This window comes from Phreatobacter sp. (assembly GCF_027532945.1).
GTDB lineage: Bacteria > Pseudomonadota > Alphaproteobacteria > Rhizobiales > Phreatobacteraceae > Phreatobacter.
Genome location: NZ_JAPZTZ010000008.1, coordinates 20,455 through 44,944 on the forward strand (window position 1 = coordinate 20,455; position 24,490 = coordinate 44,944).

The 24,490-nt window shown below is 68.3% G+C and carries 27 protein-coding genes; 15 read left to right on the plus strand and 12 right to left on the minus strand.

The genetic code is table 11. The features are described 5' to 3' along the window. Positions 1-92 precede the first annotated feature (92 nt). From O9344_RS06005 to O9344_RS06020, 4 genes are read right to left on the minus strand one after another with little or no spacing between them, the layout of a single operon-like run. Complete coding sequence (locus tag O9344_RS06005; protein ID WP_298474189.1) at positions 93-1,283, minus strand: VWA domain-containing protein; 1,191 nt, start codon at positions 1,281-1,283, stop codon at positions 93-95. Beyond that, a complete protein-coding gene (locus O9344_RS06010; protein ID WP_298474192.1) occupies positions 1,283-1,783 on the minus strand; it encodes a hypothetical protein in 501 nt (166 codons plus the stop codon). Before O9344_RS06010 ends, O9344_RS06005 begins: the two co-directional genes overlap by 1 nt. Before the next feature lies 1 nt (position 1,784). Then, positions 1,785-2,702, minus strand: coding sequence for a MoxR family ATPase (locus O9344_RS06015; protein ID WP_298474195.1), 918 nt, complete (start codon positions 2,700-2,702; stop codon positions 1,785-1,787). 55 nt (positions 2,703-2,757) lie between these two features. After that, the gene (locus tag O9344_RS06020) at positions 2,758-3,603 is read right to left on the minus strand and encodes a DUF3108 domain-containing protein (RefSeq protein ID WP_298474198.1); all 846 of its coding nucleotides are present in this window, start codon (positions 3,601-3,603) and stop codon (positions 2,758-2,760) included. A 227-nt stretch (positions 3,604-3,830) separates the two neighbouring features. Between O9344_RS06020 and O9344_RS06025 the strand changes: the two genes are divergently transcribed. Further along, entirely contained in the window at positions 3,831-4,196 is a 366-nt protein-coding gene (locus O9344_RS06025; protein WP_298474201.1) for a hypothetical protein, read from the plus strand. Positions 4,197-4,274: 78 nt separating this feature from the next. Here O9344_RS06025 and O9344_RS06030 read toward each other — a convergent pair whose 3' ends face one another. From O9344_RS06030 to O9344_RS06040, 3 genes are all read right to left on the minus strand, one after another. Beyond that, positions 4,275-5,072 (minus strand): xanthine dehydrogenase family protein subunit M, encoded by a 798-nt coding sequence (locus O9344_RS06030; RefSeq protein ID WP_298474204.1) that lies wholly within the window; start codon positions 5,070-5,072, stop codon positions 4,275-4,277. Between the two features lie 17 nt (positions 5,073-5,089). Next, entirely contained in the window at positions 5,090-7,459 is a 2,370-nt protein-coding gene (locus tag O9344_RS06035) for a xanthine dehydrogenase family protein molybdopterin-binding subunit (RefSeq protein ID WP_298474207.1), read from the minus strand. Between the two features lie 63 nt (positions 7,460-7,522). Continuing rightward, positions 7,523-8,017 (minus strand): (2Fe-2S)-binding protein, encoded by a 495-nt coding sequence (locus O9344_RS06040; RefSeq protein ID WP_298474210.1) that lies wholly within the window; start codon positions 8,015-8,017, stop codon positions 7,523-7,525. A gap of 271 nt (positions 8,018-8,288) precedes the next feature. On the opposite strand from O9344_RS06040, the gene pcaD reads away from it, so the two are divergent. After that, positions 8,289-9,068, plus strand: coding sequence for a 3-oxoadipate enol-lactonase (gene pcaD / locus O9344_RS06045; RefSeq protein WP_298474213.1), 780 nt, complete (start codon positions 8,289-8,291; stop codon positions 9,066-9,068). A 12-nt stretch (positions 9,069-9,080) separates the two neighbouring features. After that, positions 9,081-9,467, plus strand: a complete 387-nt coding sequence (gene pcaC / locus O9344_RS06050; RefSeq protein ID WP_298474216.1) for a 4-carboxymuconolactone decarboxylase — start codon at positions 9,081-9,083, stop codon at positions 9,465-9,467. A 3-nt stretch (positions 9,468-9,470) separates the two neighbouring features. Here pcaC and O9344_RS06055 read toward each other — a convergent pair whose 3' ends face one another. Beyond that, positions 9,471-9,896 carry a VOC family protein gene (locus tag O9344_RS06055; protein ID WP_298474219.1) on the minus strand — a complete coding sequence of 142 codons (426 nt, stop codon included), beginning with the start codon at positions 9,894-9,896 and terminating at the stop codon, positions 9,471-9,473. A 65-nt stretch (positions 9,897-9,961) separates the two neighbouring features. Then, positions 9,962-10,489, minus strand: coding sequence for a flavin reductase family protein (locus O9344_RS06060; RefSeq protein WP_298474222.1), 528 nt, complete (start codon positions 10,487-10,489; stop codon positions 9,962-9,964). Positions 10,490-10,767: 278 nt separating this feature from the next. Here O9344_RS06060 and O9344_RS06065 point away from each other — a divergent pair, with 278 nt between their 5' ends. The 7 genes from O9344_RS06065 (at position 10,768) to O9344_RS06095 (ending at position 17,338) form a co-directional block, all read left to right on the plus strand. Then, entirely contained in the window at positions 10,768-11,685 is a 918-nt protein-coding gene (locus tag O9344_RS06065; protein WP_298474224.1) for a branched-chain amino acid ABC transporter permease LivH, read from the plus strand. Between the two features lie 10 nt (positions 11,686-11,695). Then, on the plus strand, positions 11,696-13,111 hold the full coding sequence (gene livM, locus O9344_RS06070; protein ID WP_298474466.1) for a high-affinity branched-chain amino acid ABC transporter permease LivM: 1,416 nt from the start codon (positions 11,696-11,698) through the stop codon (positions 13,109-13,111). Then, a complete protein-coding gene (locus O9344_RS06075; protein WP_298474227.1) occupies positions 13,108-13,941 on the plus strand; it encodes an ABC transporter ATP-binding protein in 834 nt (277 codons plus the stop codon). Before livM ends, O9344_RS06075 begins: the two co-directional genes overlap by 4 nt. Next, positions 13,938-14,660 carry an ABC transporter ATP-binding protein gene (locus tag O9344_RS06080; RefSeq protein WP_298474230.1) on the plus strand — a complete coding sequence of 241 codons (723 nt, stop codon included), beginning with the start codon at positions 13,938-13,940 and terminating at the stop codon, positions 14,658-14,660. Before O9344_RS06075 ends, O9344_RS06080 begins: the two co-directional genes overlap by 4 nt. Beyond that, complete coding sequence (locus O9344_RS06085; RefSeq protein WP_298474233.1) at positions 14,660-15,037, plus strand: DUF6867 family protein; 378 nt, start codon at positions 14,660-14,662, stop codon at positions 15,035-15,037. The genes O9344_RS06080 and O9344_RS06085 overlap by 1 nt, the downstream gene beginning before the upstream one ends. Positions 15,038-15,167: 130 nt before the next feature. Continuing rightward, entirely contained in the window at positions 15,168-16,298 is a 1,131-nt protein-coding gene (locus O9344_RS06090) for a branched-chain amino acid ABC transporter substrate-binding protein (protein WP_298474237.1), read from the plus strand. A gap of 71 nt (positions 16,299-16,369) precedes the next feature. Beyond that, positions 16,370-17,338 carry a tripartite tricarboxylate transporter substrate-binding protein gene (locus O9344_RS06095; RefSeq protein ID WP_298474240.1) on the plus strand — a complete coding sequence of 323 codons (969 nt, stop codon included), beginning with the start codon at positions 16,370-16,372 and terminating at the stop codon, positions 17,336-17,338. Between the two features lie 6 nt (positions 17,339-17,344). Here O9344_RS06095 and O9344_RS06100 read toward each other — a convergent pair whose 3' ends face one another. Further along, positions 17,345-18,079 carry a cytochrome c biogenesis protein CcdA gene (locus O9344_RS06100; RefSeq protein ID WP_298474243.1) on the minus strand — a complete coding sequence of 245 codons (735 nt, stop codon included), beginning with the start codon at positions 18,077-18,079 and terminating at the stop codon, positions 17,345-17,347. 125 nt (positions 18,080-18,204) lie between these two features. Here O9344_RS06100 and O9344_RS06105 point away from each other — a divergent pair, with 125 nt between their 5' ends. After that, on the plus strand, positions 18,205-19,197 hold the full coding sequence (locus O9344_RS06105; RefSeq protein WP_298474246.1) for a P1 family peptidase: 993 nt from the start codon (positions 18,205-18,207) through the stop codon (positions 19,195-19,197). Positions 19,198-19,305: 108 nt separating this feature from the next. Then, a complete protein-coding gene (locus O9344_RS06110; RefSeq protein ID WP_298474248.1) occupies positions 19,306-19,581 on the plus strand; it encodes a hypothetical protein in 276 nt (91 codons plus the stop codon). Positions 19,582-19,587: 6 nt separating this feature from the next. Here the strand turns inward: O9344_RS06110 and O9344_RS06115 are convergent, their stop codons facing one another. Then, positions 19,588-20,832 (minus strand): FAD-dependent oxidoreductase, encoded by a 1,245-nt coding sequence (locus tag O9344_RS06115; protein WP_298474251.1) that lies wholly within the window; start codon positions 20,830-20,832, stop codon positions 19,588-19,590. A gap of 152 nt (positions 20,833-20,984) precedes the next feature. Here O9344_RS06115 and rpe point away from each other — a divergent pair, with 152 nt between their 5' ends. Further along, on the plus strand, positions 20,985-21,668 hold the full coding sequence (gene rpe, locus O9344_RS06120; RefSeq protein ID WP_298474255.1) for a ribulose-phosphate 3-epimerase: 684 nt from the start codon (positions 20,985-20,987) through the stop codon (positions 21,666-21,668). A 53-nt stretch (positions 21,669-21,721) separates the two neighbouring features. On the opposite strand, the gene O9344_RS06125 is transcribed toward rpe, so the two are convergent. After that, on the minus strand, positions 21,722-22,378 hold the full coding sequence (locus O9344_RS06125) for an N-acetylmuramoyl-L-alanine amidase (protein ID WP_298474258.1): 657 nt from the start codon (positions 22,376-22,378) through the stop codon (positions 21,722-21,724). A gap of 273 nt (positions 22,379-22,651) precedes the next feature. Here O9344_RS06125 and O9344_RS06130 point away from each other — a divergent pair, with 273 nt between their 5' ends. Beyond that, positions 22,652-23,107: a hypothetical protein gene (locus tag O9344_RS06130; RefSeq protein WP_298474261.1), complete on the plus strand. Its 456-nt coding sequence runs from the start codon at positions 22,652-22,654 to the stop codon at positions 23,105-23,107. A 68-nt stretch (positions 23,108-23,175) separates the two neighbouring features. Then, on the plus strand, positions 23,176-24,483 hold the full coding sequence (gene purB / locus O9344_RS06135; protein WP_298474263.1) for an adenylosuccinate lyase: 1,308 nt from the start codon (positions 23,176-23,178) through the stop codon (positions 24,481-24,483). The last annotated feature ends 7 nt before the right edge of the window (positions 24,484-24,490 follow it).

Consider the following 24,490-nt stretch of genomic DNA (forward strand, 5'->3'; position numbering starts at 1 on the left):
GGACTCCACAGATCGGATGATCAGGGGCACGAGGCAAGGGGCAGGATGGCAGAGGCGGGGTGCAGGGACCATGGGCAGCGCCCGTCCTGCCCTCACGCGACCTTCAGCCAGAGCCGCGGATCGTGGCTGCGGTCGGGCCGGCGGGCGTCGAGCGCCGCCACCAGTTCCGAGACGGCCGCGACATTGTGGATGGTGCGGAACTCGTCGACATGGGGCAGCAGCGCCCGGATGCCCTGCGCCCGTGCCTCGAAACCATCGAAGCGCAGCAGCGGGTTGAGCCAGACCAGCCGCCGGCAAGAGCGGTGAAGCCGGTCCGCCTCGCGGGCAAGGTCCGCCGTGCCGTCGCGCTCGAGGCCGTCGGTGGCGAGCAGCACCACAGCCCCGCCCGCCAGCACACGGCGCGACCACAGCCGGTTGAAGGCATGAATGGAGGGGGCGATGCGCGTGCCGCCTGACCAATCGTCGACAGCCGCCGTGCAGGCGGCAAGCGCCTCGTCCGGGTCCTTGGCCCGGAGCATCCGCGTCACGTTGGTCAGCCGCGTGCCGAAGGTGAAGACATGGACGTGGCGGCGGCGCTCCATCAGCGCATGGGCGAAATGCAGGATCACCCGGCTGTACTGGCTCATCGAGCCGGAAATGTCGCAGAGGATCACCAGTGGCGGATGTTTTGTCTTCGGGCCGCGGCGGGCAAGGTCGATGATCGCCCCGCCCTCGGCGATGGAGCGGCGCAGCGTGCGCCTGAGGTCGATGCGGGGCCCGCGCGGATCGGGCGCGAGGCGGCGCGTCGGCACGGCGTCGTCGGGCAGGACGAGGGCGGCGACACGGCGGTTCGCCTCGGCGATCTCCGCCGCCGTCATCTGCGCGAAGTCCTTCTTCTGCAGCACCTCGATATCGGAGACGGTGAGGCTCGCGTCCACCTCGATCTCCGGCTTCTCCACCGGCACGCTCTCGGCCTGTTTGAAGAAGGCCTCCTGCAGGCGCAGCGACACCGGGTCCGGCTTTCCCGGGGCGGCGGGGGCGACCGGCATCAGGATGGAGAGCAGCTTCTCCATGAGGTGCCGGCGCTTCCAGAAGATCTCGAAGGCGGTGCGGAAGGTGACGGACTGCTCGTGCCGGCGCACGAAGACCGCATGGAGCGTCCAGTAGAAATCGTCGCGCGAGCCGATGCCCGCCGCCTCCACCGCCGCGATGGCGTCGAGCACCGTCCCGGGGCCGACCGGCAGGCCGGCAACCCGCAGCGCGCGGGCGAAATGGGCGATGTTCTCGGCCAGCGCCTCAGCCATCAGGCGGGCCTCAGGAGAGCCGCGAAGACCGGCGAAAGGGCGAGCGAGCCGGCATTATAGGCGGCATGGGCCAGCGCCGCCCCGAGGAAGGCCCAGCGCCAGCCGCGGGCGGCGAACCACCCGGCATAGACAAGGGCGAAGACGACGAAGATCGCCGCCGTGACCGGCGTCCTGACCAGCGTCAGCGGCGTATGGGCAATGACAGCGGCGGCGACCGCCGCCAGCACGAAGGTCGAGCGGTCGGCGCCAAAGCGCACCACCATCAGCCAATGCAGGACGAGGAGGACCGCGGTCTCGAGCAACGGCGCCACCAGCAGCGCCGCGACGACGATGAGGGTCATGGACAGGCCCGATGGCGCGGGCACCGGCACGCTCGTGCCGGCGAGCCTCAGGATCGTCCACCAGGCCAGCGGCACGGCGAGGAGCAGCACGCCGATGACCACCGCCTTCACGGGTGGGATGCGGCCGGGCTCGGTGAGCGGCGCGAGGAGGGAAGCCACCTCAGCGACCCGCCTTCACCGCGTCGAGGATGGCCTTGGCCTCCCCGCCCTGCATCTTCTGGATGTCGTCCTGGTACTTCAGCAACACGCCGAGCGTGTCGGTCACGCCCTGCGGGTCGAGGCCGACAGCGTCGAGCTCGGTCAGCGCGGTCGCCCAGTCGATCGTCTCGGCGACACCCGGCACCTTGAACAGCTCGGTCTTCCGGAGCTGCTGAACGAAGGCGACGATCTCCTTCGACAGCCGCTCCGGTGCGCCAGGCGCCTTTGCCTTGAGGATGGCCAGTTCGCGCGCCGCGTCGGGATAATCGACCCAGTGATAGAGGCAGCGCCGCTTCAGCGCGTCGTGGATCTCGCGCGTGCGGTTGGAGGTGACGATGACGATGGGCGGCGCCGGCGCCTTGATCGTGCCGAGTTCGGGCACGGTCACCTGGAAGTCGGACAGGACCTCGAGGAGATAGGCCTCGAAGGCCTCGTCGGTGCGATCAAGCTCGTCGATGAGCAGCACCGGCGGGCCGCGAAGGTCCGGCGCCAGCGCCTGCAGGAGCGGCCGCTTGACGAGATAGCGTTCGGAGAAGATGCCGGAGGAGAGCTGCTCCCGGTCGACCGAACCTTCCGCCTCCGCGAGGCGGATGGCGATCATCTGGCCGGCATAGTTCCACTCGTAGACGGCCGCGGCGACGTCGAGACCCTCGTAGCATTGCAGGCGGATGAGGTTCCGCCCCAGCGCCTTGGCGAGGACCTTGGCGATCTCGGTCTTGCCGACACCCGCCTCGCCTTCAAGCAGGACCGGACGGCCCATCTTGAGGGCGAGGAACAGGACGGTGGCGAGCGCGCGGTCGGCGACATAGTCGCCGGATTTCAACAGCGCGAGCGTCGCGTCGATGGAGGTGGGAAGCGGAACGGGCGAGGTCGACGTCACGAAGGCACTCCGGCTGGGCGCTCACCATAGCCCAGCCGCGGCGCGGTGGAGAACATCAATCGGCAGAGGCCCGCCGTGCCTGGGGAGCGCCGTCCAGGGCAAGGCGCGTCGCCTCGGCGACGCCCGTGCCATAACCGGTCGAGAGCGAGATGCGCGCCGGGACGAGATGACGCGTGCCGCGGACCGGCACCAGGATCACCTCGGCCGAGCGGCGGCGGGCATTCTGGATGTCGTTGCGATCGGGGCGATAGCCGGCGATCGGCTCGAAGCGCACCCGGCAGACCGCCGCCTCGCCCTTGTAGCCGCCGATCTCCACCTGCCGGGTCTCGACGAAGGAGAAGATGAGATCGAAGCGCTCGCGTCCGCCGAAGATGCGGGCGCGCCGCTCGCAGGCCGCCGCTCCCGTCACCGGGCCGGAGCCGCCGGCGACGAAGATGCCGGCCGAGAGAGGGTCCAGCACGCCCTGCAGATGCTCGGGCAGGACCGGCGTCGCGCGCGGATGCGGCGGCTTGTCTGGATTGCGCTCGACGCCCGTGACATTGCCGCCGTTCAGGGCGATGCGGGTGGTCTCGACCTTGCCGCCGGAGCGGATCTCAATGTCGAAAGAGGCGGGAACAGCCGCGCTCGAAGTCAGGCGGCCGGTGGCGGTCGCCGTGCCAGTGCCGCCGGCAAAGATCGCCGCGACGCCGGTGACACGGGCCTCCAGCGTCGTGCGATAGCTGCGGCCATCGCTGGTGGACACCATCGTGCCGCGACCGATGGAGAGGCCGAGGAAGCTCACTGCATAATCAGCCGACACCTGTCCCGCCGTCTGGGCGCGGGCGGGAACGGCCGCGGTGGCGAGGCCGGCGACAGCAGCGAAAGTGGCAGCGGCGATGGCGGGGGAGAACCGGACCGTCATGAGAGCCTCGGCGTTCGGTCGTGTGGTTCTATCGTTCGTCTGCCCATCTGGCGAATTTGCGGCGGTGCTGCGGAAAGCTTCGAGCGCCGTCCTGAACCTGCGACAACAGCCGCCGGTCGAATGTCGCACTTTTCGCGAATGCAACGGGATTCCGGGCAATCGATTCGAATTTTCATTAATCCGCGCATGCTATCGCTGGGTCACCCCGCCGTATCGGAGCACCGACGATGCGCAACAACACCGTCCTCATTACCTTCGGCATCGTGCTGGTCCTGGGCTTGGGCTCGCTCTTCCTGTTCTTCCCGCGCGAGGCCGCGATGGTCACCGGCAGCATCCGCCGCGTCATCGACCCGAAGCACGCCGATATGGTGCGCCTCGAATATGTGACGGTGAACCCGGAGATCTCGCGTGGCTGGCGTACGCTGCGCATGCTGGAGAAGCCGGCCGAGTGCCGCGCCCTGCTCGCCCGCAGCTTCGCTACCGACCCCTCCGTCACCGGTCCCATCGGCGCCCTGCGCTGCGTGGCGCTGCGCTCCAATGGCGATGTGATCGAGGTGATCGAGACGCGCCGCTTCACCGAGGGCCAGGGCTGAGGCCCTCGCCCTCCCATTCCAAAACGACGAAGGCCGGGGCGAACCCCGGCCTTTTTTCATGTCCGCAGTGCCGCCCGGTCAGGCGGTGGCGGCGGCGACCGCCCGTCTGGCGATGACGCCGACGAGATGGGCGCGGTAGTCGGCCGAGGCGTGGATGTCGCCGTTCATGTCGGCGGCCGGCGTGGCGATGCCCTCCAGCGACTTCGGATTGAAGCGCTTGGCGAGCGCCTGCTCCATGGCCTCATGGCGGAAGACACCGTTCGAGCCGGCCCCTGTCACCGCGACGCGCACATTGCTGCCCTTCTTGGCGACGAACACGCCGACGATGGCATAGCGCGAGGCCGGGTTCGGGAACTTCACGTAAGCCGCCTTGGACGGGATCGGGAAGGCCACCTTGGTGATGATCTCGTCCTCGTCGAGAGCGGTGGAGAACATACCGGCAAAGAACTCCTCCGCCGGGATCTTGCGCTTGGAGGTGTGGACCACCGCGCCGAGCGCCATCAGCGCCGCCGGATAATCCGCCGCCGGGTCGTTGTTGGCGACCGAACCGCCGATCGTGCCGCGATGGCGAACCTGCGGATCACCGATATGGCCGGCGAGCTTGGCCAGCGCGGGGATCGCCTGCTGGACGACCGGCGAGTTCGCCACCTCCGCATGGGTGGTCATGGCACCGATGACGATGGAGCGGCCCTTCTGCTCGATGCCGGAAAGCCCGGCAGCGGAGAGGTCGATCAGCGTCTTCGGGCTGGCGAGCCTCTGCTTCATGGTCGGCAGCAGCGTGTGCCCGCCGGCCAGCAGCTTCGGCTCCTCCGCCTTCTTGAGGAGGGAGACAGCGCCGCGAACGGTGGCGGCCTTCTGGTACTTGAAAGGATACATGGGACCTCTCCGGAACCTTACTCGGCCGCGATCGCGGCTTTGGATTGCTTGGCGATGATCGACCACAGGGCCAGGGGCGTCGCCGGCATCGGCACGTCCTCGGTTCCCAGCGCATCGGTCAGCGCGTTGATGACGGCGGCAGGTGCGGCGATGGCGCCGGCCTCGCCGCAGCCCTTGATGCCCAGCGGGTTGGACGGGCACGGCGTCACGGTCATGCCGACCTCGAAGGACGGCAGATCATGGGCCCGCGGCATGGCGTAGTCCATGTAGGAGGCCGTCACGAGCTGGCCGTCGGCGGTGTAGACGGTGCCTTCCAGCAGCGCCTGACCAACGCCCTGGGCGATGCCGCCATGGACCTGTCCCTCGACGATCATCGGATTGATGACGTTGCCGAAATCGTCCACCGCCGTCCATTTGACGATGCGGGCGACGCCCGTCTCCTGGTCCACCTCGATCTCGCAGATGTGGCATCCCGCCGGGAAGGTGAAGTTGGTGGGGTCGTAGAACGATCCCTCCTTCAGGCCGGGCTCCAGCTCCTGCGGGTTGAACTTGTGGGCGATATAGGCGTTGAGCGCCACCGTGCCGAAATCCACCGCCTTGTCGGTGCCCTTCACAGTGAACTTGCCGTCCTTGAAGTCGATGTCGGCCTCCGCCGCCTCGAGCACATGGGCGGCAACCTTCTTCGCCTTGGCCTCGATCTTGTCGAGGGCCTTGGAGATGGCCGACATGCCGACCGCGCCGGAGCGCGAGCCGTAGGTGCCCATGCCGAACTGCACCTTGTCGGTATCGCCATGGACGATGGAGACATTGTCGATGGAGATGCCGAGGCGCGAGGAGACGAGCTGGGCGAAGGTCGTCTCATGGCCCTGGCCGTGGCTGTGCGAGCCTGTGAGGATCTCGACCGTGCCGACCGGATTGACCCGGACCTCCGCCGATTCCCACAGGCCGACGCCAGCGCCGAGCGAACCCACCGCCTGGGAGGGAGCGATGCCGCAGGCCTCGATATAGGTGGAGTAGCCGAGGCCGCGCAGCTTGCCGCGGCGAGCGGCCTCGCGGCGGCGCTTGCCGAAGCCCTTCACGTCGGCCATCTCCATGGCCTTGGTGAGCGAGGCTTTGTAGTCGCCGCAGTCATAGGTCATGATGACCGGCGTCTGGTGCGGGAACTTGGTGATGAAGTTCCGCCGACGGAAAGCCGCCGGATCCATGCCGATCTCGCGCGCCGCCGTCTCGACGAGGCGCTCGACCACGAAGGTCGCCTCAGGCCGCCCGGCGCCGCGGTAGGCGTCGACCGGAGCGGTGTTGGTATAGACCGCATCCACCTCGCAATAGATGTTCGGGATGGCGTACTGGCCCGACAGCAGCGTGGCGTAGAGATAGGTCGGCACCGACGAGGCGAAGGTCGACAGGTAGGCGCCCATATTGGCGATGGTCTTGGCGCGCAGGCCGGTGATCTTGCCGTCGGCGTCGATGGCGAGTTCGGCCCGGGTGACATGGTCGCGGCCATGGGCCACGCACAGGAACTCCTCGGTGCGGTCGGCCGTCCACTTCACCGGGCGTCCGCATTTGCGGGCGGCCCAGACGCAGACCGTCTCCTCGGCATAGATGAAGATCTTCGAGCCGAAGCCGCCGCCGACATCAGGGGCGATGACGCGCAGCTTGTGCTCCGGCGCGATGCCGATGAAAGCGGAGAGGACGAGACGGGCGACGTGCGGATTTTGGCTCGTCGTATGGAGCGTCAGGGCGTCATTGCCGGCGTCATACTCGCCGATGGCCGCGCGCGGCTCCATGGCATTGGGCACAAGCCGGTTATTGACGATGTCGAGCTTGGTGACGTGCTTGGCCGCCTTGAAGGCCGCCTCCGTCGCCGCCTTGTCGCCGATGTGCCAGTCATAGACCGTGTTGGCGGGGGCCTCGGTGTGAACCTGCGGCGCGCCCTTGGCCTGGGCCTTGCCGGCCTCGACCACGGCGGGCAGCACGTCGTAGTCGACGACGATCGCCTCGGCCGCGTCCTTGGCCTGCGACAGGGTCTCGGCAATCACCACCGCGACATGGTCGCCGACATAGCGGACCTTGCCCTGGGCGAGGATCGGGTGGGGGCCGGCGCGCATCGGCGTGCCGTCCTTCGAATGGATCATCCAGCCGCAGATGAGCCCGCCGATCTTGTCGGCGGCGACATCATCGCCGGTATAGATCGCGACCACACCCGGCATGGCCTTCGCCTTGGAGAGGTCGATCTTCTTCAGGTTGGCGTGGGCATGCGGCGAGCGCAGGAAATAGGCATGTGTCTGGCCGGGACGGTTGATGTCGTCCGTGTACTGGCCCTTGCCGGTGATGAAGCGGTGATCTTCTTTGCGGCGAACGGCGGCACCGATGGCGGTGACTGTCATAGTGTCCTCCCTAAAGGACCCTTTGTTGGGATTGAGGCGTGGCGGGACGGCTTGTGGCGCCGCTTACTCCGCTGCCTGACGAACCGGGGTGCCGGAGACCATGGCTTTCGCCCCGGCCTCAACCGCGCGCACGATGTTGTGATAGCCGGTGCAGCGGCAGATATTGCCTTCGAGCTCCTCGCGGATCGTGGCCTCGTCGACGATCCCCTTGCGGTTCACGATATCGACGGCGGACATGATCATGCCGGGCGTGCAGAAGCCGCACTGCAGGCCGTGATGCTCGCGGAAGGCCTCCTGCATCGGATGCAGCTTGCCGTCCTGGGCGAGGCCCTCGATGGTGACGACGCTGGCGCCATCGCACTGCACGGCGAGCGTGGTGCAGGACTTCACCGCCTTGCCGTCGACATGGACGACGCAGGCGCCGCACTGCGAGGTGTCGCAGCCGACATGGGTGCCGGTGAGATGCAGGGTCTCGCGCAGCATCTGCACGAGAAGGGTGCGGGAATCGACATCGGCCGTCACCGATCGACCGTTGACCGTCAGGGTCACCGTCGGCATGGGCGTTCCTCCTCAATATGGGACCAAACCGGGCGCCTTCGGCATTGTTTTTGTATCGACCGCCGGCTCCCACCACGAAAACAAGCCGTTTTCGTCGGGATTTGCAGTTTGGACCCGTTCTGAAAGAGGCGTCAAGCTGGAACCTTTCCCAAGCAGTGCGGTGACGCGCCGCCGCAATGCGCCTCCGTCGTTCCGCGCCCTTGCAAGCCCCGCGCGCTCGCCTAGTCTCCGCTGCCGCCTGGCGAATGACAGACGCCCGAGAGACACGACCATGCCCCGCTTCACCACGTCGGACGGATTGTCCCTGCGCTACGAGGACACCGGCGGGACAAAACCCGTCCTCCTCCTCTCCAACTCCCTCGGCACCCGGCTGGAAATGTGGCAGCCGCAGATGGCGGCCTTCACCGACGCGTTCCGCGTCGTGCGCTACGACAAGCGCGGCCATGGCGAGAGCGAGTTGCGCGTCGGGCCGACGAGCTTCGCCCGCCTCACCCGCGACGCGGTGGAGCTGCTCGACCACCTGAAGATCGCCAAGGCCGACTGGTGCGGCCTCTCCATGGGCGGCATGAGCGGCATGTGGGCCGGCGTCCACCATGCCGACCGCTTCACCCGCCTCGTCCTGTGCAACACCGCCGCCGGGATGCCAACCGCCGACATGTGGAACCAGCGCATCGCGATCGTGAAGCGCGACGGACTGAAGCCCCTCATCCCCACAATCGTCGACCGCTGGTTCACCAAGCGGTTTCAAGGATCCGCCCCGAAGGCCGTGGCGCGCGTCGTCGAGATGCTGGAGACGACCCCTCCCGAGGGCTATGCCGCCTGCTCCGCCGCCATCCGCGACATGGACCAGCGCGAGGCGATCCGCTCCATCCGCCTGCCGACCCTCGTCATTTCCGGCACCCATGACGGCTCGACACCCGCCGCCCGCGGCCGCGAGATGGCCGAGGCGATCCCCGGCGCGCGCTATGTCGAGCTCGACGCCGCCCACCTCTCCAATGTCGAGCAGGAACAGGCCTTCACCGATACGGTGCTGGGTTTCCTGCGGCCCTGAAGGACCACCGCCATGGATGAAAAAGACCGCTTCGAGAAGGGCCTCGCCGTGCGCCGCGCGGTCCTCGGCGATGCCCATGTGGACCGCTCGCTGGCCGGCCGCGACGGCTTCTCCGGCGAGTTCCAGGACTTCATCACCCGCTATGCCTGGGGCGAGATCTGGACCCGGCCGGGCCTTGAGCGGAAGACGCGTAGCTTCCTTGTCCTCGCCATCACCGCTTCGCTCGGCCGCTGGGAGGAGTTCCGCCTGCACTGCCGCGCGTCCTTCTCCAACGGCGTCACCACCGACGACATCAAGGAGGTGATCCTGCAGATCGCCGTCTATGCCGGTGTCCCGGCGGCCAACACGGCGATGAAGGAGGCGAAGGAGGTCTTCGCCGAGCTCGGGATCAAGACCTGAGGCTCAAGGCCCCACCGGGCGCTCGATATCCGCATAGATCTCGAGCAGGTTGCCATCGGGATCGCGGAAGAACAGCGTCCGGTGTCCGAAGCTCTGGTCGGTCGGTGGCTCGACCAGCGTGATGCCGTTCCGCACGAGTGCGGCGGCGCAGCGGTCGACATCCGCAACCGACACCTTGAACGCGAGTTGCAGCGACGCGCTGCCCGGCGGCGTCGGCTTGTCACCGACCACGCGCGATGGCCTGGCAAGGGTCAGGCTGTTGCCACCCACCCGGTATTCGATCCAGTTCGGCGCGAGTTCCCGGTCGAGGGCGAAGCCCATGATGCGGCCATAGAAGTCGCGCATTGCATCCATGTCGCGCACAAGGATGACGGTGTAGTCGATGGCCTTGATGCCGCTGAAGGGCGATGACGGATCCGCTTCGCTCACGGCGATCTCCCGGAATGACCTGCGCCCGCAGGATAGTGCGGCGCGGCCCGCCCCGTCTTACTCGCTCAGCGCGGGATCGGCCGATAGGCGCGGTCGAAATAGGCGAGCGCCGCGCCGGCCGGGCCGATGCGCACGGCCTCGACGCGGCCGATGAGGATGTGGTGCGTCGCCATGGGCCGCATCTCCTCCACCCGGCAGTCGAAGCTGACGAGGGCGGTGTCGAGCGTCGGCGAGCCGGTCACCAGCGGCGTCCAGGACCCTTCGCGGAAGCGCTCGGCGCCGGCAAGACCGCGCCGGCCGGCGAAGGTCTCGGCGAGCCCCTCGGCGCCCGAAGGCAGGGCATTGACGGCGAAGACGCCATTGCGGCCGATCAGGTCGCCATTGGCGGACTTGCGGTTGAGGCAGACGAGCAGCATCGGCGGATCGTCGGAGACCGAGGCCACCGCGATCGCGGTGAAGCCGCTGGTGCCGGCCGCCCCCGCCGTGGTCACGACATGAACGTGGCCGGCCACATGGGCCATGCCGTCTCGATAGGCCTGCGAGGTGGCCGCGAGCACGCCGGGGATCATCGAGCGAACGGTTCCGCCATCCATGGCAAAATCCTCTGTCAGGCGAACCATATACGACCGCGAGACCGCCGCGGCCAATGGCGCGGGCTGAACTCTCGGTGATTAAGGTTGAGATCGCGGCCGGCGCGGCCTTCGGCGCCGGTGTGAATAATCTGCGCCGCACCGTTGTGGCTTATCGACGCAGTTGCTACCGATAGGTGGTCGACGGATCGGACGAGACCGCTGCACAAGGCGGCCATCCGCCCCCCGGACGGCACGGCGCGTATCCCCGCGCCGGAGGGGACAGGTGGGAAGGTGGCGGCATGGAAGTTTTCTTCCAGCAGCTGATCAATGGCGTGACCCTGGGATCGATCTACGGTCTCATCGCCATCGGCTACACGATGGTCTTCGGCATCATCGGCATGGTGAACTTCTCCCATGGCGATGTGTTCATGGTCTCCACCTTCATCGCGCTGATCGCGCTGATGGTGCTCACCACCTGGCTCGGCGTCAGCTCCATCCTCCTCGCCCTGCTGATCGTGCTGATCATCGCCATGGTCTTCACCTCGCTGATCAGCTGGACCATCGAGCGCGTCGCCTATCGGCCGCTGCGTGGCTCCTTCCGCCTCGCCCCGCTGATCTCGGCCATCGGCATGTCGATCGTCCTGTCGAACTTCGTCCAGGTTGCCCAGGGCCCGCGCAACAAGGCCATCGACCCGATCCTCAACAGCGTTTTCGTGCTCTCCGCCGCCGGCGGCTACCAGGTGACGCTGTCCTACAAGCAGATCCTCATCATGGTGGTGACGGTTGGCCTCCTCGCCATCTTCTGGTGGGTGGTGGCCAAGACGCCGCTCGGGCGTGCCCAGCGGGCCTGCGAACAGGACCGCAAGATGGCCGCCCTCCTCGGCGTCGATGTCGACCGCACCATCTCCATCACCTTCGTGATGGGCGCGGCGCTCGCCGCCGTCGCCGGCACGCTCTACCTCGTCTATTACGGCGTGGTGAACTTCTCCGACGGCTTCACCCCGGGGGTGAAGGCCTTCACCGCCGCCGTCCTCGGCGGCATCGGTTCGCTGCCCGGCGCGGTGCTCGGCGGCCTCCTCATCGGCCTCATCGAGGTGTTCTGGTCGGCCTATTTCTCGGTCGAGTACAAGGACGTCGCCGCCTTCTCCATCCTCGCGATCGTGCTGATCTTCATGCCCCAGGGCATTCTCGGCCGTCCCGACGTCGAAAAGGTCTGACGCCGTGACCATGCCGCTGGACACCGCCCGCGCAGCCCCCTCCCCCGTGGCCCGCGCCGTCAAGGACGCGCTCTTCGCCGCCCTCGTCGCCGCTGGCGTCTTCGGCCCCCTGCTCGCCTTCAAGACGACGCAGGACATGCAGAACCGGCTGATCGTCGAGCCGCGCTGGGACCTGCTCGCCGTCGTCGTACTGCTGGTCTGGGCGGGCCGCTTCCTGCTGTCGCTCTGGCAGGCCCGTGTCCGGCCCGAGACGACGGCGGCCATCGGGACCCACCTCGTCTGGGGCCTGATCCCGCAGAGCATCCGGCTCGTCATCCGCAACGGCCTGCCGCCGGCCGCCCTCGTCGCCCTCTTCGTCTATCCGATGATGATACTGTCGCTCACCGGCGGCGGCGGCGCGCTGAAGTGGATCGACAATTTCGGCATCCAGATCCTCATCTACGTGATGCTGGCCTGGGGCCTGAACATCGTCGTCGGCCTCGCCGGCCTCCTCGACCTCGGCTACGTCGCCTTCTACGCCGTCGGCGCCTATGCCTATGCGCTCATCGCCACCAAGGTGATCCCGGCGACCTTCCCCGGCCTCGGTGTCTGGGCCTTCTGGATCTGCCTGCCCATCGCCGGCATCCTCGCCGCCTTCTGGGGGGTGTTACTTGGCTTTCCGGTCTTGCGATTGCGAGGCGACTATCTCGCCATCGTGACGCTGGCCTTCGGCGAGATCATCCGCCTCGTGCTGATCAACTGGACCGACTTCTCGAATGGCTACGAGGGCATCTCGACCATCCCGCGGCCGTCTTTCTTCGGCATTCCCTTCAACGCCTCCGATACCGGCTTCGCGGCGACGTTCGGCCTCGAGTTCTCGCCCGTCTACCGGACGATCTTCCTCTACTACGTCATCGTCTGCCTCGCCCTCCTCACCGCCTGGGTGTCGAACCGCCTGCGCCGCCTCCCCGTCGGCCGCGCCTGGGAGGCCCTGCGCGAGGACGAGATCGCCTGCCGCTCCCTCGGCATCAACACGGTCAACACCAAGCTCACCGCCTTCGCCATCGGCGCCATGTTCGGCGGCTTCGCCGGCTCCTTCTTCGCCGCCCGCCAGGGCTTCATCTCGCCGGAGAGCTTCACCTTCATGGAATCGGCGGTGATCCTCGCCATCGTCGTGCTTGGCGGCATGGGCTCGCTGATCGGCACGGCCATTGCCGCGGTGGCGATGATCGGCGGCACCGAGCTCCTGCGCGAGCTCGACTGGATGAAGGCGATCTTCGGACCCCAGTTCGATCCCGTGCAGTACCGCATGCTCATCTTCGGCTTCGCCATGGTGGTGATCATGGTGTGGAAGCCGCGCGGCTTCGTCTCCACCCGCATGCCCACCGCCTTCCTCAAGAGCCGCCGGGCCGTCTCCTCCGCCCACGTCAAGGAGGGCCACGGATGAGCGACGCCATCCTCAGGGTCGAGCACCTCACCATGCGCTTCGGCGGCCTCGTCGCCGTCAACGACCTGTCCTTCGACGCCCGCCGCGGCGACATCACCGCGGTGATCGGCCCCAACGGCGCCGGCAAGACCACGGTGTTCAACTGCATCACCGGCTTCTACAAGCCGACGCAGGGGCGCATCACCATGCGCCAGAAGGGCGGCGCGGAGTTCCTGCTGGAGCGCCTGCCGGACTTCCGCATCGCCCGCACGGCGAAGGTGGCGCGCACCTTCCAGAACATCCGCCTGTTCTCCGGCATGACCGTGCTGGAGAACCTGCTCGTCGCCCAGCACAACCCGCTCATGGCCGCCTCGGGCTGGTCCATCGGCGGCATCCTGGGTCTGCCCTCCTACTGGCGGGCGGAGAAACAGGCCATCGAGAAGGCCGCCTACTGGCTCGACAAATGCGGCCTCACCGACCGCGCCGATGACCCGGCCGGCGACCTCGCCTATGGCCCGCAGCGCGCGCTGGAGATCGCCCGCGCCATGTGCACCGAGCCCGAGCTCCTCTGCCTCGACGAGCCGGCCGCAGGCCTCAATCCGCGCGAGAGCCTCGTCCTCAACGAGCTGCTGCGCTTCATCCGCCGCGAGCACGGCACCTCGCTGCTCCTGATCGAGCATGACATGAGCGTCGTCATGGAGATTTCCGACCACGTGGTCGTGCTCGACTACGGCACCAAGATCTCCGACGGGACGCCCTCTCAGGTGCGCGAGGACCCCAAGGTCATCGCCGCCTATCTCGGCGTCGACGATAGCGAGGTGGAGAAGGTCGAAGCGGAGGTGGGCCTGTGACCGCGCTCCTCACCGCCCGCGGCGTCGAGACCTTTTATGGTTCGATCCAGGCTCTGAAAGGCATCGACATCGATGTCGCGCAGGGCGAGATCGTCACGCTGATCGGCGCCAACGGCGCCGGCAAGTCGACGCTGATGATGACCATCTGCGGCAGCCCGCAGGCCCGCCGCGGCCAGATCGTCTATGACGGCCGCGACATCACCCGGCTCGAGACCCACCAGATCATGCGGATGGGCATCGCCCAGTCGCCGGAGGGCCGGCGCATCTTCCCGCGCATGTCGGTCTTCGAGAACCTCCAGATGGGGGCCTCCCTCACCGACCCCACCTTCTTCGCCGACGACCTCGACAAGGTCTTCGCCCTCTTTCCCCGGCTGAAGGAACGGCGCGACCAGCGCGGCGGCACGCTGTCGGGCGGCGAGCAGCAGATGCTGGCCATTGCCCGTGCGCTGATGAGCCGGCCGAAGCTGCTCCTGCTCGACGAGCCCTCCCTCGGCCTTGCCCCGCTCATCGTCGCCGGCATCTTCAACGCCATCCGCGAGCTGAACCGGCAGGAGGGCCTCACCGTCTTCCTCGTCGAGCAGAACGCCTATCACGCCCTGAAGCTCGCCCATCGCGGCTATGTGCTGGTCAACGGCGCCGTGACCATGTCCGGCACCGGCCAGGAGCTCCTCGCCCGCGAGGAAGTCCGCGCCGCCTATCTCGAGGGAGGGCGGCACTGATGCAGGGCATCCTCTACGAGGAACCGTCCGTCTGGCTGTTCCTGCTGGTGACGCTGATCCTCGGCGGCTGGCTCGCCATCATGACCGGCCGCGCCTGCGCCCAGACCTGGCGCGGCATTCCGGAGACGGTGGCCTATCTCCTCATCCTCGGCCTCGGCGTGCGTTTCGCCCATTTCGCCCTGTTCGAGGGCACGCTCCTGTCGCTGCGCTACTATCTCGTCGACACGACGATCGTCATGGCCATCGGCCTGCTCTCCTTCCGCGCCACCCGCGCCGCCCAGATGGCGCATCAGTATTGGTGGCTCTACGAACGCACCGGCCCGCTCACCTGGGCGGAACGGCCGGTCCCGCTGTCCTCCCCTCCGGACAAAACCTGATGTCGCATCAGGGTCCTCCGGATGGGCTGACAAGTCGCACGAAAGGGTGTTCGATCCCTTCCCAAGGGCGGCTCCGCCGTCCTCCGCGAAGGTTCGTGCCCCTCGTGCCCCCTCCAGGGAAGGATGAGACATGAAGACCAAACTCCTCGCCGGGCTGACGCTCGGCCTCGGTCTCGCATTGGCGTTGCCCGCCCAGGCGCAGATCCGTCTCGGTGTCGCCGGTCCGATCACCGGCCCGAACGCCTCGTTCGGCGCCCAGCTGCGCAACGGCGTCGAGCAGGCGGTGGAAGACATCAACGCCGCCGGCGGCATCCTTGGCCAGCGCATCACGCTGCAGATCGGTGACGACGTCTCCGACCCGCGCCAGGGCGTCAGCGTCGCCAACAAGTTCATCGGCGACGGCGTGCGGTTCATCGTTGGTCACTTCAACTCCGGCGTGACCATGCCCGCCTCCGAGGTCTATGCCGAGAACGGCGCGGTCTTCATCACCCCCTCGGCCACCAATCCGCGCATCACCGAGCGCGGCCTGTGGAACGCCTTCCGCACCTGCGGCCGTGACGACCAGCAGGGCGCCGTCGCTGCCGCCTATCTCGTGCGCAACTTTGCCGGCAAGCGCGTCGCCATCGTCCACGACAAGACCACCTACGGGAAGGGTCTTGCCGACGAGACGCAGAAGGCGATGAACGCCGCCGGCCTCAAGGAGGTCATCTACGAAGGCGTCAACACCGGCGAGAAGGACTTCTCGGCCCTCATCTCCAAGCTGAAGGCCGCCAATGTCGACATCGTCTACTGGGGCGGCCTGCACACCGAGGGTGGCCTCATCGTCCGTCAGATGCGCGACCAGGGCGTCACAGCGCCGATGATGTCGGGCGACGGCATCGCCGACAACGAGTTCGCCTCCATCGCCGGTCCCGGCGCCGTGGGCACGCTCATGACCTTCCCGCCGGACCCGCGCAACCGTCCGGAGGCGCGCGCCATCGTCGAGAAGTTCCGCACCGCCCGTCGCTTCGAGCCGCAGGCCTACACGCTCTACAGCTACGCCGCCGTGCAGATCTTCCAGCAGGCGGCGGTCGCCACCAACTCGCTCGACCCCAAGAAGATCGCCGAGTTCATGCGCACCGGCCACGTCTTCAAGACGGTCATCGGCGACATCTCCTATGACAGGAAGGGCGACATCACCCGCGCCGACTACGTGACCTACACCTGGCGCCCGGGTCCGGACGGCAAGGTCTCCTACTTCGAGAACACCACCACGAACTGAGGGCGTCTGATCGCTCTGCTCCTCCAGCCCGCCCGGTCACCCGGGCGGGTTTTTGCGTCACGGATGCCGCCATGCTCAACCATTCCGTCCCAGCCGCCCTCCTCGCCCTGACGCTTGCGGCGGCCCTGCCGGCCGGCGCGCAGGAGGCCTATCCCGCCCGCCCCATCACCATGATCGTGCCCTTTGCCGCCGGCGGCACCTCGGACGTCATCGCTCGCATCGTCGCCGAGGCCATGTCCCGCTCGCTCGGCCAGCGCATCATCCATGAGAATGTCGGCGGGGCCGGCGGCACCGTGGCGCTCGCCCGCGCCGCTCGCGCCGCACCCGACGGCTACACCATCTTCATCGGCAATTCCGGCACCAATGCCGCGGCCTATGCGATCTATCCGGACATCCGCTACACGCCGGAGAGCTTCGCCCCCATCGGTCTCGTCGCCAAGACCAACTCGATGATCGCGCTGCGAGCCGACCATCCCGCAACGACCCTTGCCGCGCTCGTCGCCGAGGCCAAGGCGAAGCCCGGCACGATCAGGCTCGGCCATGCCGGCGTCGGCTCGCAGAACTACCTGATCTGCCGCGCCTTCATGGAGGCGGCCGGCGTCGAGGTGACGCTTGTGAGCTATCGCGGCGCCGGCCCTGCCCTTAACGACCTCATGGGCGGCCATGTCGACGGCGTCTGCGATGCGGCGACCTCGGTCGGGCAGGCCATCAATGCCGGCCGCATCCGCGGCCTCGCGGTCGCTTCGCCCGCGCGGGTGCCGGGCCTTGCCGATGTGCCCACCGCCGCGGAGGCGGGGCTGCCGGCCTTCCAGATGCAGAACTGGAACGCGCTCTTTGCGCCTGCCGGCACGCCGCCGGCGGTCATCGCCCGGCTCAACCGCGCCATCGCCGAGGCGCTGGAGAGCGACGACCTGAAGAAGCGCTATGCGGAACTGATGGCCTCCGCACCCGGTGCCGAGGAGCGCGCGCCGGAGGCGGTGACGCCGCTGGTTACAAGCGACATCATCCGCTTCCGCCGCCTCATGGGCCCGCGCCCCTGAGGATGATCAGCCGAAGGTGGAGAGAACCGGGAAGGTCTCGAGCAGCCAGAAGGCGACGCTGGTCATCTTCCCCGTGAGGAAGGCGAGACCGGTGAGCACGAGGAGGCCACCCATCACCATCTCCACCGCCCTGAGGCGTCCCCTCATGGCCGCGGCGAAGCGAAGGAAGGGCTTGATGGCGAAGGCAGCGAGCACGAAGGGGATGCCGAGCCCCATCGAATAGACGGCGAGCAGCCCCGCGCCCTTGTGCACCGTCATCTCGGAGGCCGCCACCGCCAGGATCGCCGCCAGCACCGGACCGATGCAGGGCGTCCAGCCGAAGGCGAAGGCGAGGCCCATCACATAGGCGCCAAGCGGCCCGGCCTTCGGCGGCGCCATGTCGATCTTCGCCTGCCGGTAGAGCAGCGGGATGCGGAACAGGCCGAGGAAATGCAGGCCCATGATGATGATGGCGACGCCCGCCACCATCGACAGCGTCACCGAATACATGCGGATATAGGCGCCGATGAGCGAGGCCGAGGCGCCCATCATCACGAAGACGGTGGAGAACCCCGCGACGAAGACCAGGGCCAGCAGCACCGACCGACGCACGAGGGAGGGATCCGCCTCGCTGTCCGACAGATCGTCGAGCGTCGCGCCCGTCAGATAGACGAGATAGGGCGGCACCAGCGGCAGCACGCAGGGTGACAGAAAGCTCACCAGCCCCGCCAGAAGGGCCGCCGTGAGGGTGACGTCAGGCATTCCGGTTTCCGCCCCGCTTGCGGCCTTTGCCGCATGACCTGTGGCCGCGACCTCTACATAGGTGAGGCGCGGGACGGAAGCGTTGACTTCGCCCAATCGCAGAGGCGTGATGCCGCGTGATGAGCATGGCATCCAACACCCTCACCGACATTCCCGGCCTGAAAGTCGGCCACGCCACCGATCTCGCCCGCGCCACCGGCACCACCGCGATCATCTTCGATGAGCCCGCCGTCTGCGCCGTCGATGTTCGCGGCGGCGCGCCGGGCAGCCGCGACACCGAACTCCTGCGCCCCGACAAGACCGTGCAGACGGTGGATGCCGTTGTGCTATCCGGCGGCTCAGCCTTCGGCCTGGATGCCCCGGGCGGGGTGAGCGCCTTCCTCGCCGAAAACGGCCGCGGCTTTGCCATCGGGCCAATGCGCGTGCCCATCGTCCCCGGTGCCATCGTCTTCGACCTGCTCTCCGGCGGCGACAAGGATTGGGGCCGTTTCTCGCCCTATCGCGACCTCGGCTATGCCGCCGCCGCAGCAGCCACCGCCGATCCGGTGGCGCTCGGCACGATCGGCGCAGGAACCGGCGCCACCACCGCCGATCTCAAGGGCGGCATCGGCTCGGCGTCGGCCATCTCGCCCTCCGGCCACCGCGTCGGCGCCATTGTCGTGGTGAATGCCGTCGGTAGCGCCACCATCGGCGCCTCCGGCCATTTCTGGGCGGCGACCGACGAGGTGGGCGACGAATTCGGCGGCCGCGGCCTGGCCTTCCCCTGGCCAGCGGATGCCCATGCGCTGAAGCTGAAGGGGGCGCGGCCGGAAAACACCACCATCGCCCTCGTCGTCACCGACGCCTTGCTCGACAAGGGCCAGGCGACCCATCTCGCGGTCATGGCGCAGGACGGGCTCGGCCGCGCCATCCGCCCGATCCATACGCCGCTCGACGGCGACACGGTCTTTGCCGCGGCCACCGGCACCGTGCCCGTCGCCGACTATGCGCGGGACATGGCGGCCATCGGCTTCACGGCCGCTTCCGTGCTGGCAAGGGCCTGCGCCCGCGGCATCCATTCGGCCACCGCACTGCCCTTCCCCGGCGCATTGCCGGCCTGGAAGGACCGCTTCGGCTGAGGCCTCCTTTACCCGCGCTTCACCACCCCTTGAGCGAAAGCTCGCAGCCGCGGCCGGCTTGTGTCTTTCTGGCGGGTGGACGGGGGGCTCCCAGGAAGGGTGTCACCCATGGTGAGCACGACCGGCGCGACCGCAGGCGCCAACACCGCGGGGATGGAAGCATCCCGGCGCACGGAGGAAGCTGCCCTCCGCGCCAATCGCACCACCGCCGAGATCGGCTCCTCCGCGCCCGAAGCGCGCGAAGCCGAGACGCCCGCCGTGGTCTATGACGGCAAGATCGCCGAGATGCGCCGCGCCGAGGAGGCCGCTGCCGTCCAAGCGACGCGCTCGCCCAATGCCAGCGCGGTGCTGCCCTCCGCGCGGCTCTTTGACATCACCGTTTGAGGCCGCTCACCAGCGGTCGATGCGATAGGGCGAGAGGTCCAGCGGCTGCGGCGCGCCCTGCATGGCGATGGCAAGCGCCTTGCCGGTGGCGGGCCCGAGCGTGAAGCCCCAGTGGCCGTGGCCGAAGGCGAACCAGAGGCCCTCATGGCGGGGGGCGGCGCCGATCACCGGCCGCGAATCCGGCGTCGCGGGTCGGCGACCCATCCAGGGCTCGGCCTCGACCGGCTCGCCGAGATCGAACAGGTCCTTGGCATGGGCGAAGGCGCGCTCCACCTGCACCGGGGTCGCCGGCGCATCGGGCAGCGCGATCTCGACGCCGGTGGTGAGGCGAATGCCCTGCTCCATGGGGCAGAGGACATAGCCGACATCCTCGTCGCAGACCTGGCGATTGAGGAAGGCATTGCCGGTCGGCTTGTAGTGGCGGTGATAGCCGCGCTTGGCCGAGAGCGGCACGGAATAGCCGAACTTCGCCACCAGCGCCTTCGACCAGATGCCAAGTGCGACGACGACCTGCCGCGCCAGGACCGGTCCCTCGGCCGTCTGGACCTGGTAGCCACCCTCGACCTTCTCCAGCGTCATGGCGTCGCCGATGACGAAGCGCCCGCCGGTGCGGGTGAAGGCCTCGGCATAGGCCTTGGTGACGCCGCCCGGGTTCGACACCGTGTCGGCCCCCTTGCACCAGATCGAGCCGGCGAAATCGCCCTTCAGATGGGGCTCCAGCTCCAGCGTCTCGGCCTTGGTGAGCTTGACGTTGTCGAGGCCGTAGTCGCGCGACAGGGCGAGGCGGCGGTCCTGGGCGGCAAGGCTCTCCGGCCGCCGGTAGAGCTCCAGCCAGCCGGTCTGGCGGAAATAGCGCTCGGCGCCCGCCACCGCCATCAGCTCGCGATGGCACTCCACGGCTTGTGCGAAGAAGGGGCGCATCACCCGCGCGGTATCCTCGAGCTTTTCCGGCGCCGACCAGCGCCAGTAATCGAACATCCAGCGCCCGACCTGCGGCAGAGCGGAGAGGTGATAGTGCGAGGCGGTCTGCCGGTTGAGCGCGTGTTTGAACAGCGTCGGCAGGTCGCGCGGCATGGCGACGGGGAAGAGGTTGCCGCCATCGACGACGCCGGAATTGCCGTAGCTCGTCTCCTCGCCCGGCTGGCGGCGGTCCACCAGGACCACATGCAACCCGCGCATCCGCGCATGCAGCGCCGTCGAGACGCCGACCATGCCGGCGCCGAGAACGAGAACGTCGTGAAGAGCAGTCATGGAATGGGCCGCGGCCTTGCAAAATCAGTCGGGGGAAGCGGAGCCAGATTGCCGGCAGCCTTGCTGCGCCGCAAGCGATGGCTGCTCCTCATTGCCCGCGCACCTTGCCTCATGCTACCCGCCGGCCCATCCCGTCACGCCCGGAGCCGGCCATGGCCAACCCGATCCTCATCGCCCCGTCGATCCTCGCCGCCGACTTCGCCCGGCTGGGCGAGGAGGTCCGTGCTGCCGATACCGCCGGCGCCGACTGGATCCATCTCGACGTGATGGACGGCCATTTCGTCCCCAACATCACCTTCGGGCCCGACGTGGTGAAGGCGCTGCGGCCCCATTCCGCCAAGGTCTTCGACGTCCACCTGATGATCACTCCGGCCGATCCCTATCTCGAGGCCTTCGCCAAGGCCGGCGCGGATGTCATCTCGGTCCATGCCGAGGCCGGCCCCCATCTCCACCGCTCGCTCCAGGCCATCCGGGGGCTTGGCAAGAAGGCGGGCGTGGCGCTCAACCCCGCGACTCCCGCCAGCGCCATCGCCCATGTGCTCGACCTCGTCGACCTCGTGGTCGTGATGACGGTCAATCCGGGCTTCGGCGGCCAGGCCTTCATCGGCAGCCAGGTCGAGAAGATCGCCGAGATCCGCCAAATGATCGCCGGCCGCGACATCCTCATCGAGATCGATGGCGGCGTGACACCGGCGACAGCGCCGCAGGTCGCGGCCGCCGGCGCCACCGTGCTGGTCGCCGGCTCCGCCGTGTTCAAGGGCGGAACCGCCGCCTATGCGCCGAACATCACGGCCATCCGCCAAGCTGCGGAGACTGCCCGCGGCACGATGGTGTGAGGGGCTCCCCCACCGGGGAGAGGTGAGCCGTCCAGCCCGGAATGCGCCGGGCGTCACCCATTTCCCATGATCCTTGACGCCACCTCGGCCAGCGGGAAGGCCGGGCCCGGGTCGACCTTACGGCGCGGGGCGATGTCCTCGTGCCCCACCACGCCCTTGAACCGATAGGCCAAGTGGAGCGCCGCGCCGATGGCAGCGACCGTCGCGACCTGCGCCTCGCTGTAGCGGTGCCAGGCGGCATCTGACGGCTCGTTGCGGTGGCGGGCGATCAGCACATCGGCCTCGGGCACCGGATCACCCGTCCAGGTCCGCCAGCCGCCGGCCGGGCCGCGCACCAGCTTGCCGGCATTGACCATCTCGATGCCGATGGAATGGCTGTTGAGGCCGGTGAGCCCGGCAAAGGCGCTTACCCCCGCATGCCAGGCGCTGCGGTCGAAGGCCATCATCTGCGTCACCGCCCCGTCGCGGCCGATTACGAGATGGGCCGAGGCCTTGGCCCTGGGATCGAGAAACCAGCCGATCGCGGAAGCGGCGGTGAGCCCCGCCGTGTAATGCAGCACGAGATAGGCGGGCCGGATGGGGCTGCCGCCATGCGGCGAGGGGCGGAACGGCACCGGGCGCCCGTCGGCGAGTAGCCGGTGGGCGGCGACAACAAATACGGGAGGGGTAATGGCGGAGACGGCGGCTTGCGGCTTGGTGGTGTGCGGCATGGCGACCTCTTCGGTTGCCGGCGGGATCGCCGGGTCTGCGAGAAGGATCGCGCCGCATCAGGGGATGGGGATAAGTCGACGGGTGTGCCACTCATTCAGCACCCGTCAACCCGCCCGCCCTATCCTCTCGCCATGGCACAGAAGGCAGCGACCATGGACCGGAAAGGCTCCGCCGCGGGAGCGGGCAAGACGCCCCGCAAGCGCGCTGCCAAGCCCGCTGCCGCATCGCGGCCAACGCCGTCGCCCTTGCCCCCCGGCGTCTGGGGAAGGGCGTTGCGCGCCGGCCTCATCACCACCGCCATCGCCCTCATCGCCGCCTTGCCAGCCTCGCTGCTGGCCGGCCACGCGCCCTCCTGGCGCAGCCTGCAGGTCATCTGTCTCCAGGCCCTGCCGCTCCTGCCCGGCATCGCGCTGGCCTGGTGGCTGCTCGAAGCCCTGCGCGCCCGCTTTCCCGGCCCGCCGCTCGCCTTCTGGCTCGGCCTCGCCTTCATCGGCACGCTCGGCGTGATGCTGGTGGCGCCCGGCCTCGTCTTCGCTGTGCTGCAGCGTTCCACCGCTTTCGCGGAGGATGTGGACGGTGAAATGGGGCTGCTCCATCACCTGCTCGGGGTGGGCTCGGCGCTCTATCTCTGGGCGACGACGGCCTTCCGCCTCTGGTGGCCCTTTGGCCTCGCCCTGCCGGTCGTGGTGACGGCGCTGGCCTGGCGCGCCTTCCGCCGCCCGGCCTGAGGCCGATTGCCGCCCGCGCCCGTCCCTGCTAAGCCGCGGGCGATTTTCCACCCGCCGAGGCCTGTCCCATGATCCCGCGCTATTCCCGCGCCGAAATGACCGCCATCTGGGACCCGCAGACCAAGTTCCGCATCTGGTTCGAGATCGAGGCCCATGCCTGCGACGCCCTCGCCGAGCTCGGCGTGATCCCGAAGGAATCCGCGGCCAACATCTGGGCCAAGGCCAAGGACGTGACCTTCGACGTCGCCCGCATCGACGCCATCGAACGCGAGGTGAAGCACGACGTCATCGCCTTCCTGACGCACCTCGCGGAGTTCATCGGCCCGGACTCGCGCTTCGTCCACCAGGGCATGACCTCCTCCGACGTGCTCGACACCTGCTTCAACGTCCAGCTGGTGCGCGCCTCCGACCTGCTCATCGCCGACGTGAAGGCGCTGCTCGCGGCGCTCAAGCGGCGCGCCTTCGAGCACAAGATGACCCCGACCATCGGCCGCTCGCACGGCATCCATGCCGAGCCGACCACCTTCGGCGTCAAGCTCGCCCAGGCCTATGCCGAGTTCGACCGCTGCCTCGCCCGCCTCGAGGCGGCCCGCGAAGAGATCCGCACCTGCGCCATTTCCGGCGCGGTCGGCACCTTCGCGCAGATCGACCCGCGGGTGGAGGACCATGTGGCCAAGGCCATGGGCCTCAAGGTCGAGCCGGTCTCGACGCAGGTCATCCCGCGCGACCGTCACGCCATGTTCTTCGCGACGCTCGGCGTCGTCGCCTCGTGCATCGAGCGGCTCGCCACCGAGATCCGCCACCTCCAGCGCACCGAGGTTCTGGAGGCGGAAGAGTTCTTCTCCGAGGGCCAGAAAGGCTCCTCGGCCATGCCGCACAAGCGTAACCCGGTGCTGACCGAGAACCTCACGGGCCTTGCCCGCCTCGTGCGCGGCATGGCCATGCCGGCCATGGAGAACGTCGCCCTCTGGCACGAGCGCGACATCTCCCACTCCTCGGTCGAGCGCATGATCGGCCCCGACGCGACGATCACCCTCGACTTCGCGCTCGTTCGCCTCACCGGCGTCATCGACAAGCTGCTGATCTATCCCGCCAACATGCAGAAGAACCTCGACCGGCTCGGCGGCCTCGTCCATTCGCAGCGCGTGCTGCTGGCCCTCACCCAGAAGGGCGTCAGCCGCGAGGATTCCTACCGGCTGGTCCAGCGCAATGCCATGCCGGTCTGGCGCGGCGAGGGCGAGTTCCTCACCCTGCTGAAGGCCGACCCCGAGGTGCGCGCCGCGCTGTCGGAAGCCGAGCTCGAGGAGAAGTTCGACCTCGGCTATCATCTGAAGCATGTCGACACGATCTTCCGCCGGGTTTTCGGCGAAGCGTGACGGGAGA

Bases quoted from the DNA above. Each gene is read 5' to 3' on its own strand.
- O9344_RS06020 (WP_298474198.1), bottom strand. From the start codon at position 3,603: ATGACGGTCCGGTTCTCCCCCGCCATCGCCGCTGCCACTTTCGCTGCT.
- O9344_RS06040 (WP_298474210.1), bottom strand. From the start codon at position 8,017: ATGCCGACGGTGACCCTGACGGTCAACGGTCGATCGGTGACGGCCGAT.
- O9344_RS06090 (WP_298474237.1), top strand. From the start codon at position 15,168: ATGAAGACCAAACTCCTCGCCGGGCTGACGCTCGGCCTCGGTCTCGCA.
- O9344_RS06060 (WP_298474222.1), bottom strand. From the start codon at position 10,489: ATGGATGGCGGAACCGTTCGCTCGATGATCCCCGGCGTGCTCGCGGCC.
- pcaC (WP_298474216.1), top strand. From the start codon at position 9,081: ATGGATGAAAAAGACCGCTTCGAGAAGGGCCTCGCCGTGCGCCGCGCG.
- O9344_RS06035 (WP_298474207.1), bottom strand. From the start codon at position 7,459: ATGACAGTCACCGCCATCGGTGCCGCCGTTCGCCGCAAAGAAGATCAC.
- O9344_RS06100 (WP_298474243.1), bottom strand. From the start codon at position 18,079: ATGCCTGACGTCACCCTCACGGCGGCCCTTCTGGCGGGGCTGGTGAGC.
- O9344_RS06025 (WP_298474201.1), top strand. From the start codon at position 3,831: ATGCGCAACAACACCGTCCTCATTACCTTCGGCATCGTGCTGGTCCTG.
- pcaD (WP_298474213.1), top strand. From the start codon at position 8,289: ATGCCCCGCTTCACCACGTCGGACGGATTGTCCCTGCGCTACGAGGAC.
- O9344_RS06095 (WP_298474240.1), top strand. From the start codon at position 16,370: ATGCTCAACCATTCCGTCCCAGCCGCCCTCCTCGCCCTGACGCTTGCG.
- O9344_RS06105 (WP_298474246.1), top strand. From the start codon at position 18,205: ATGGCATCCAACACCCTCACCGACATTCCCGGCCTGAAAGTCGGCCAC.
- O9344_RS06065 (WP_298474224.1), top strand. From the start codon at position 10,768: ATGGAAGTTTTCTTCCAGCAGCTGATCAATGGCGTGACCCTGGGATCG.
- O9344_RS06075 (WP_298474227.1), top strand. From the start codon at position 13,108: ATGAGCGACGCCATCCTCAGGGTCGAGCACCTCACCATGCGCTTCGGC.
- O9344_RS06115 (WP_298474251.1), bottom strand. From the start codon at position 20,832: ATGACTGCTCTTCACGACGTTCTCGTTCTCGGCGCCGGCATGGTCGGC.
- rpe (WP_298474255.1), top strand. From the start codon at position 20,985: ATGGCCAACCCGATCCTCATCGCCCCGTCGATCCTCGCCGCCGACTTC.
- O9344_RS06085 (WP_298474233.1), top strand. From the start codon at position 14,660: ATGCAGGGCATCCTCTACGAGGAACCGTCCGTCTGGCTGTTCCTGCTG.
- purB (WP_298474263.1), top strand. From the start codon at position 23,176: ATGATCCCGCGCTATTCCCGCGCCGAAATGACCGCCATCTGGGACCCG.
- O9344_RS06125 (WP_298474258.1), bottom strand. From the start codon at position 22,378: ATGCCGCACACCACCAAGCCGCAAGCCGCCGTCTCCGCCATTACCCCT.
- O9344_RS06030 (WP_298474204.1), bottom strand. From the start codon at position 5,072: ATGTATCCTTTCAAGTACCAGAAGGCCGCCACCGTTCGCGGCGCTGTC.
- livM (WP_298474466.1), top strand. From the start codon at position 11,696: ATGCCGCTGGACACCGCCCGCGCAGCCCCCTCCCCCGTGGCCCGCGCC.
- O9344_RS06005 (WP_298474189.1), bottom strand. From the start codon at position 1,283: ATGGCTGAGGCGCTGGCCGAGAACATCGCCCATTTCGCCCGCGCGCTG.
- O9344_RS06110 (WP_298474248.1), top strand. From the start codon at position 19,306: ATGGTGAGCACGACCGGCGCGACCGCAGGCGCCAACACCGCGGGGATG.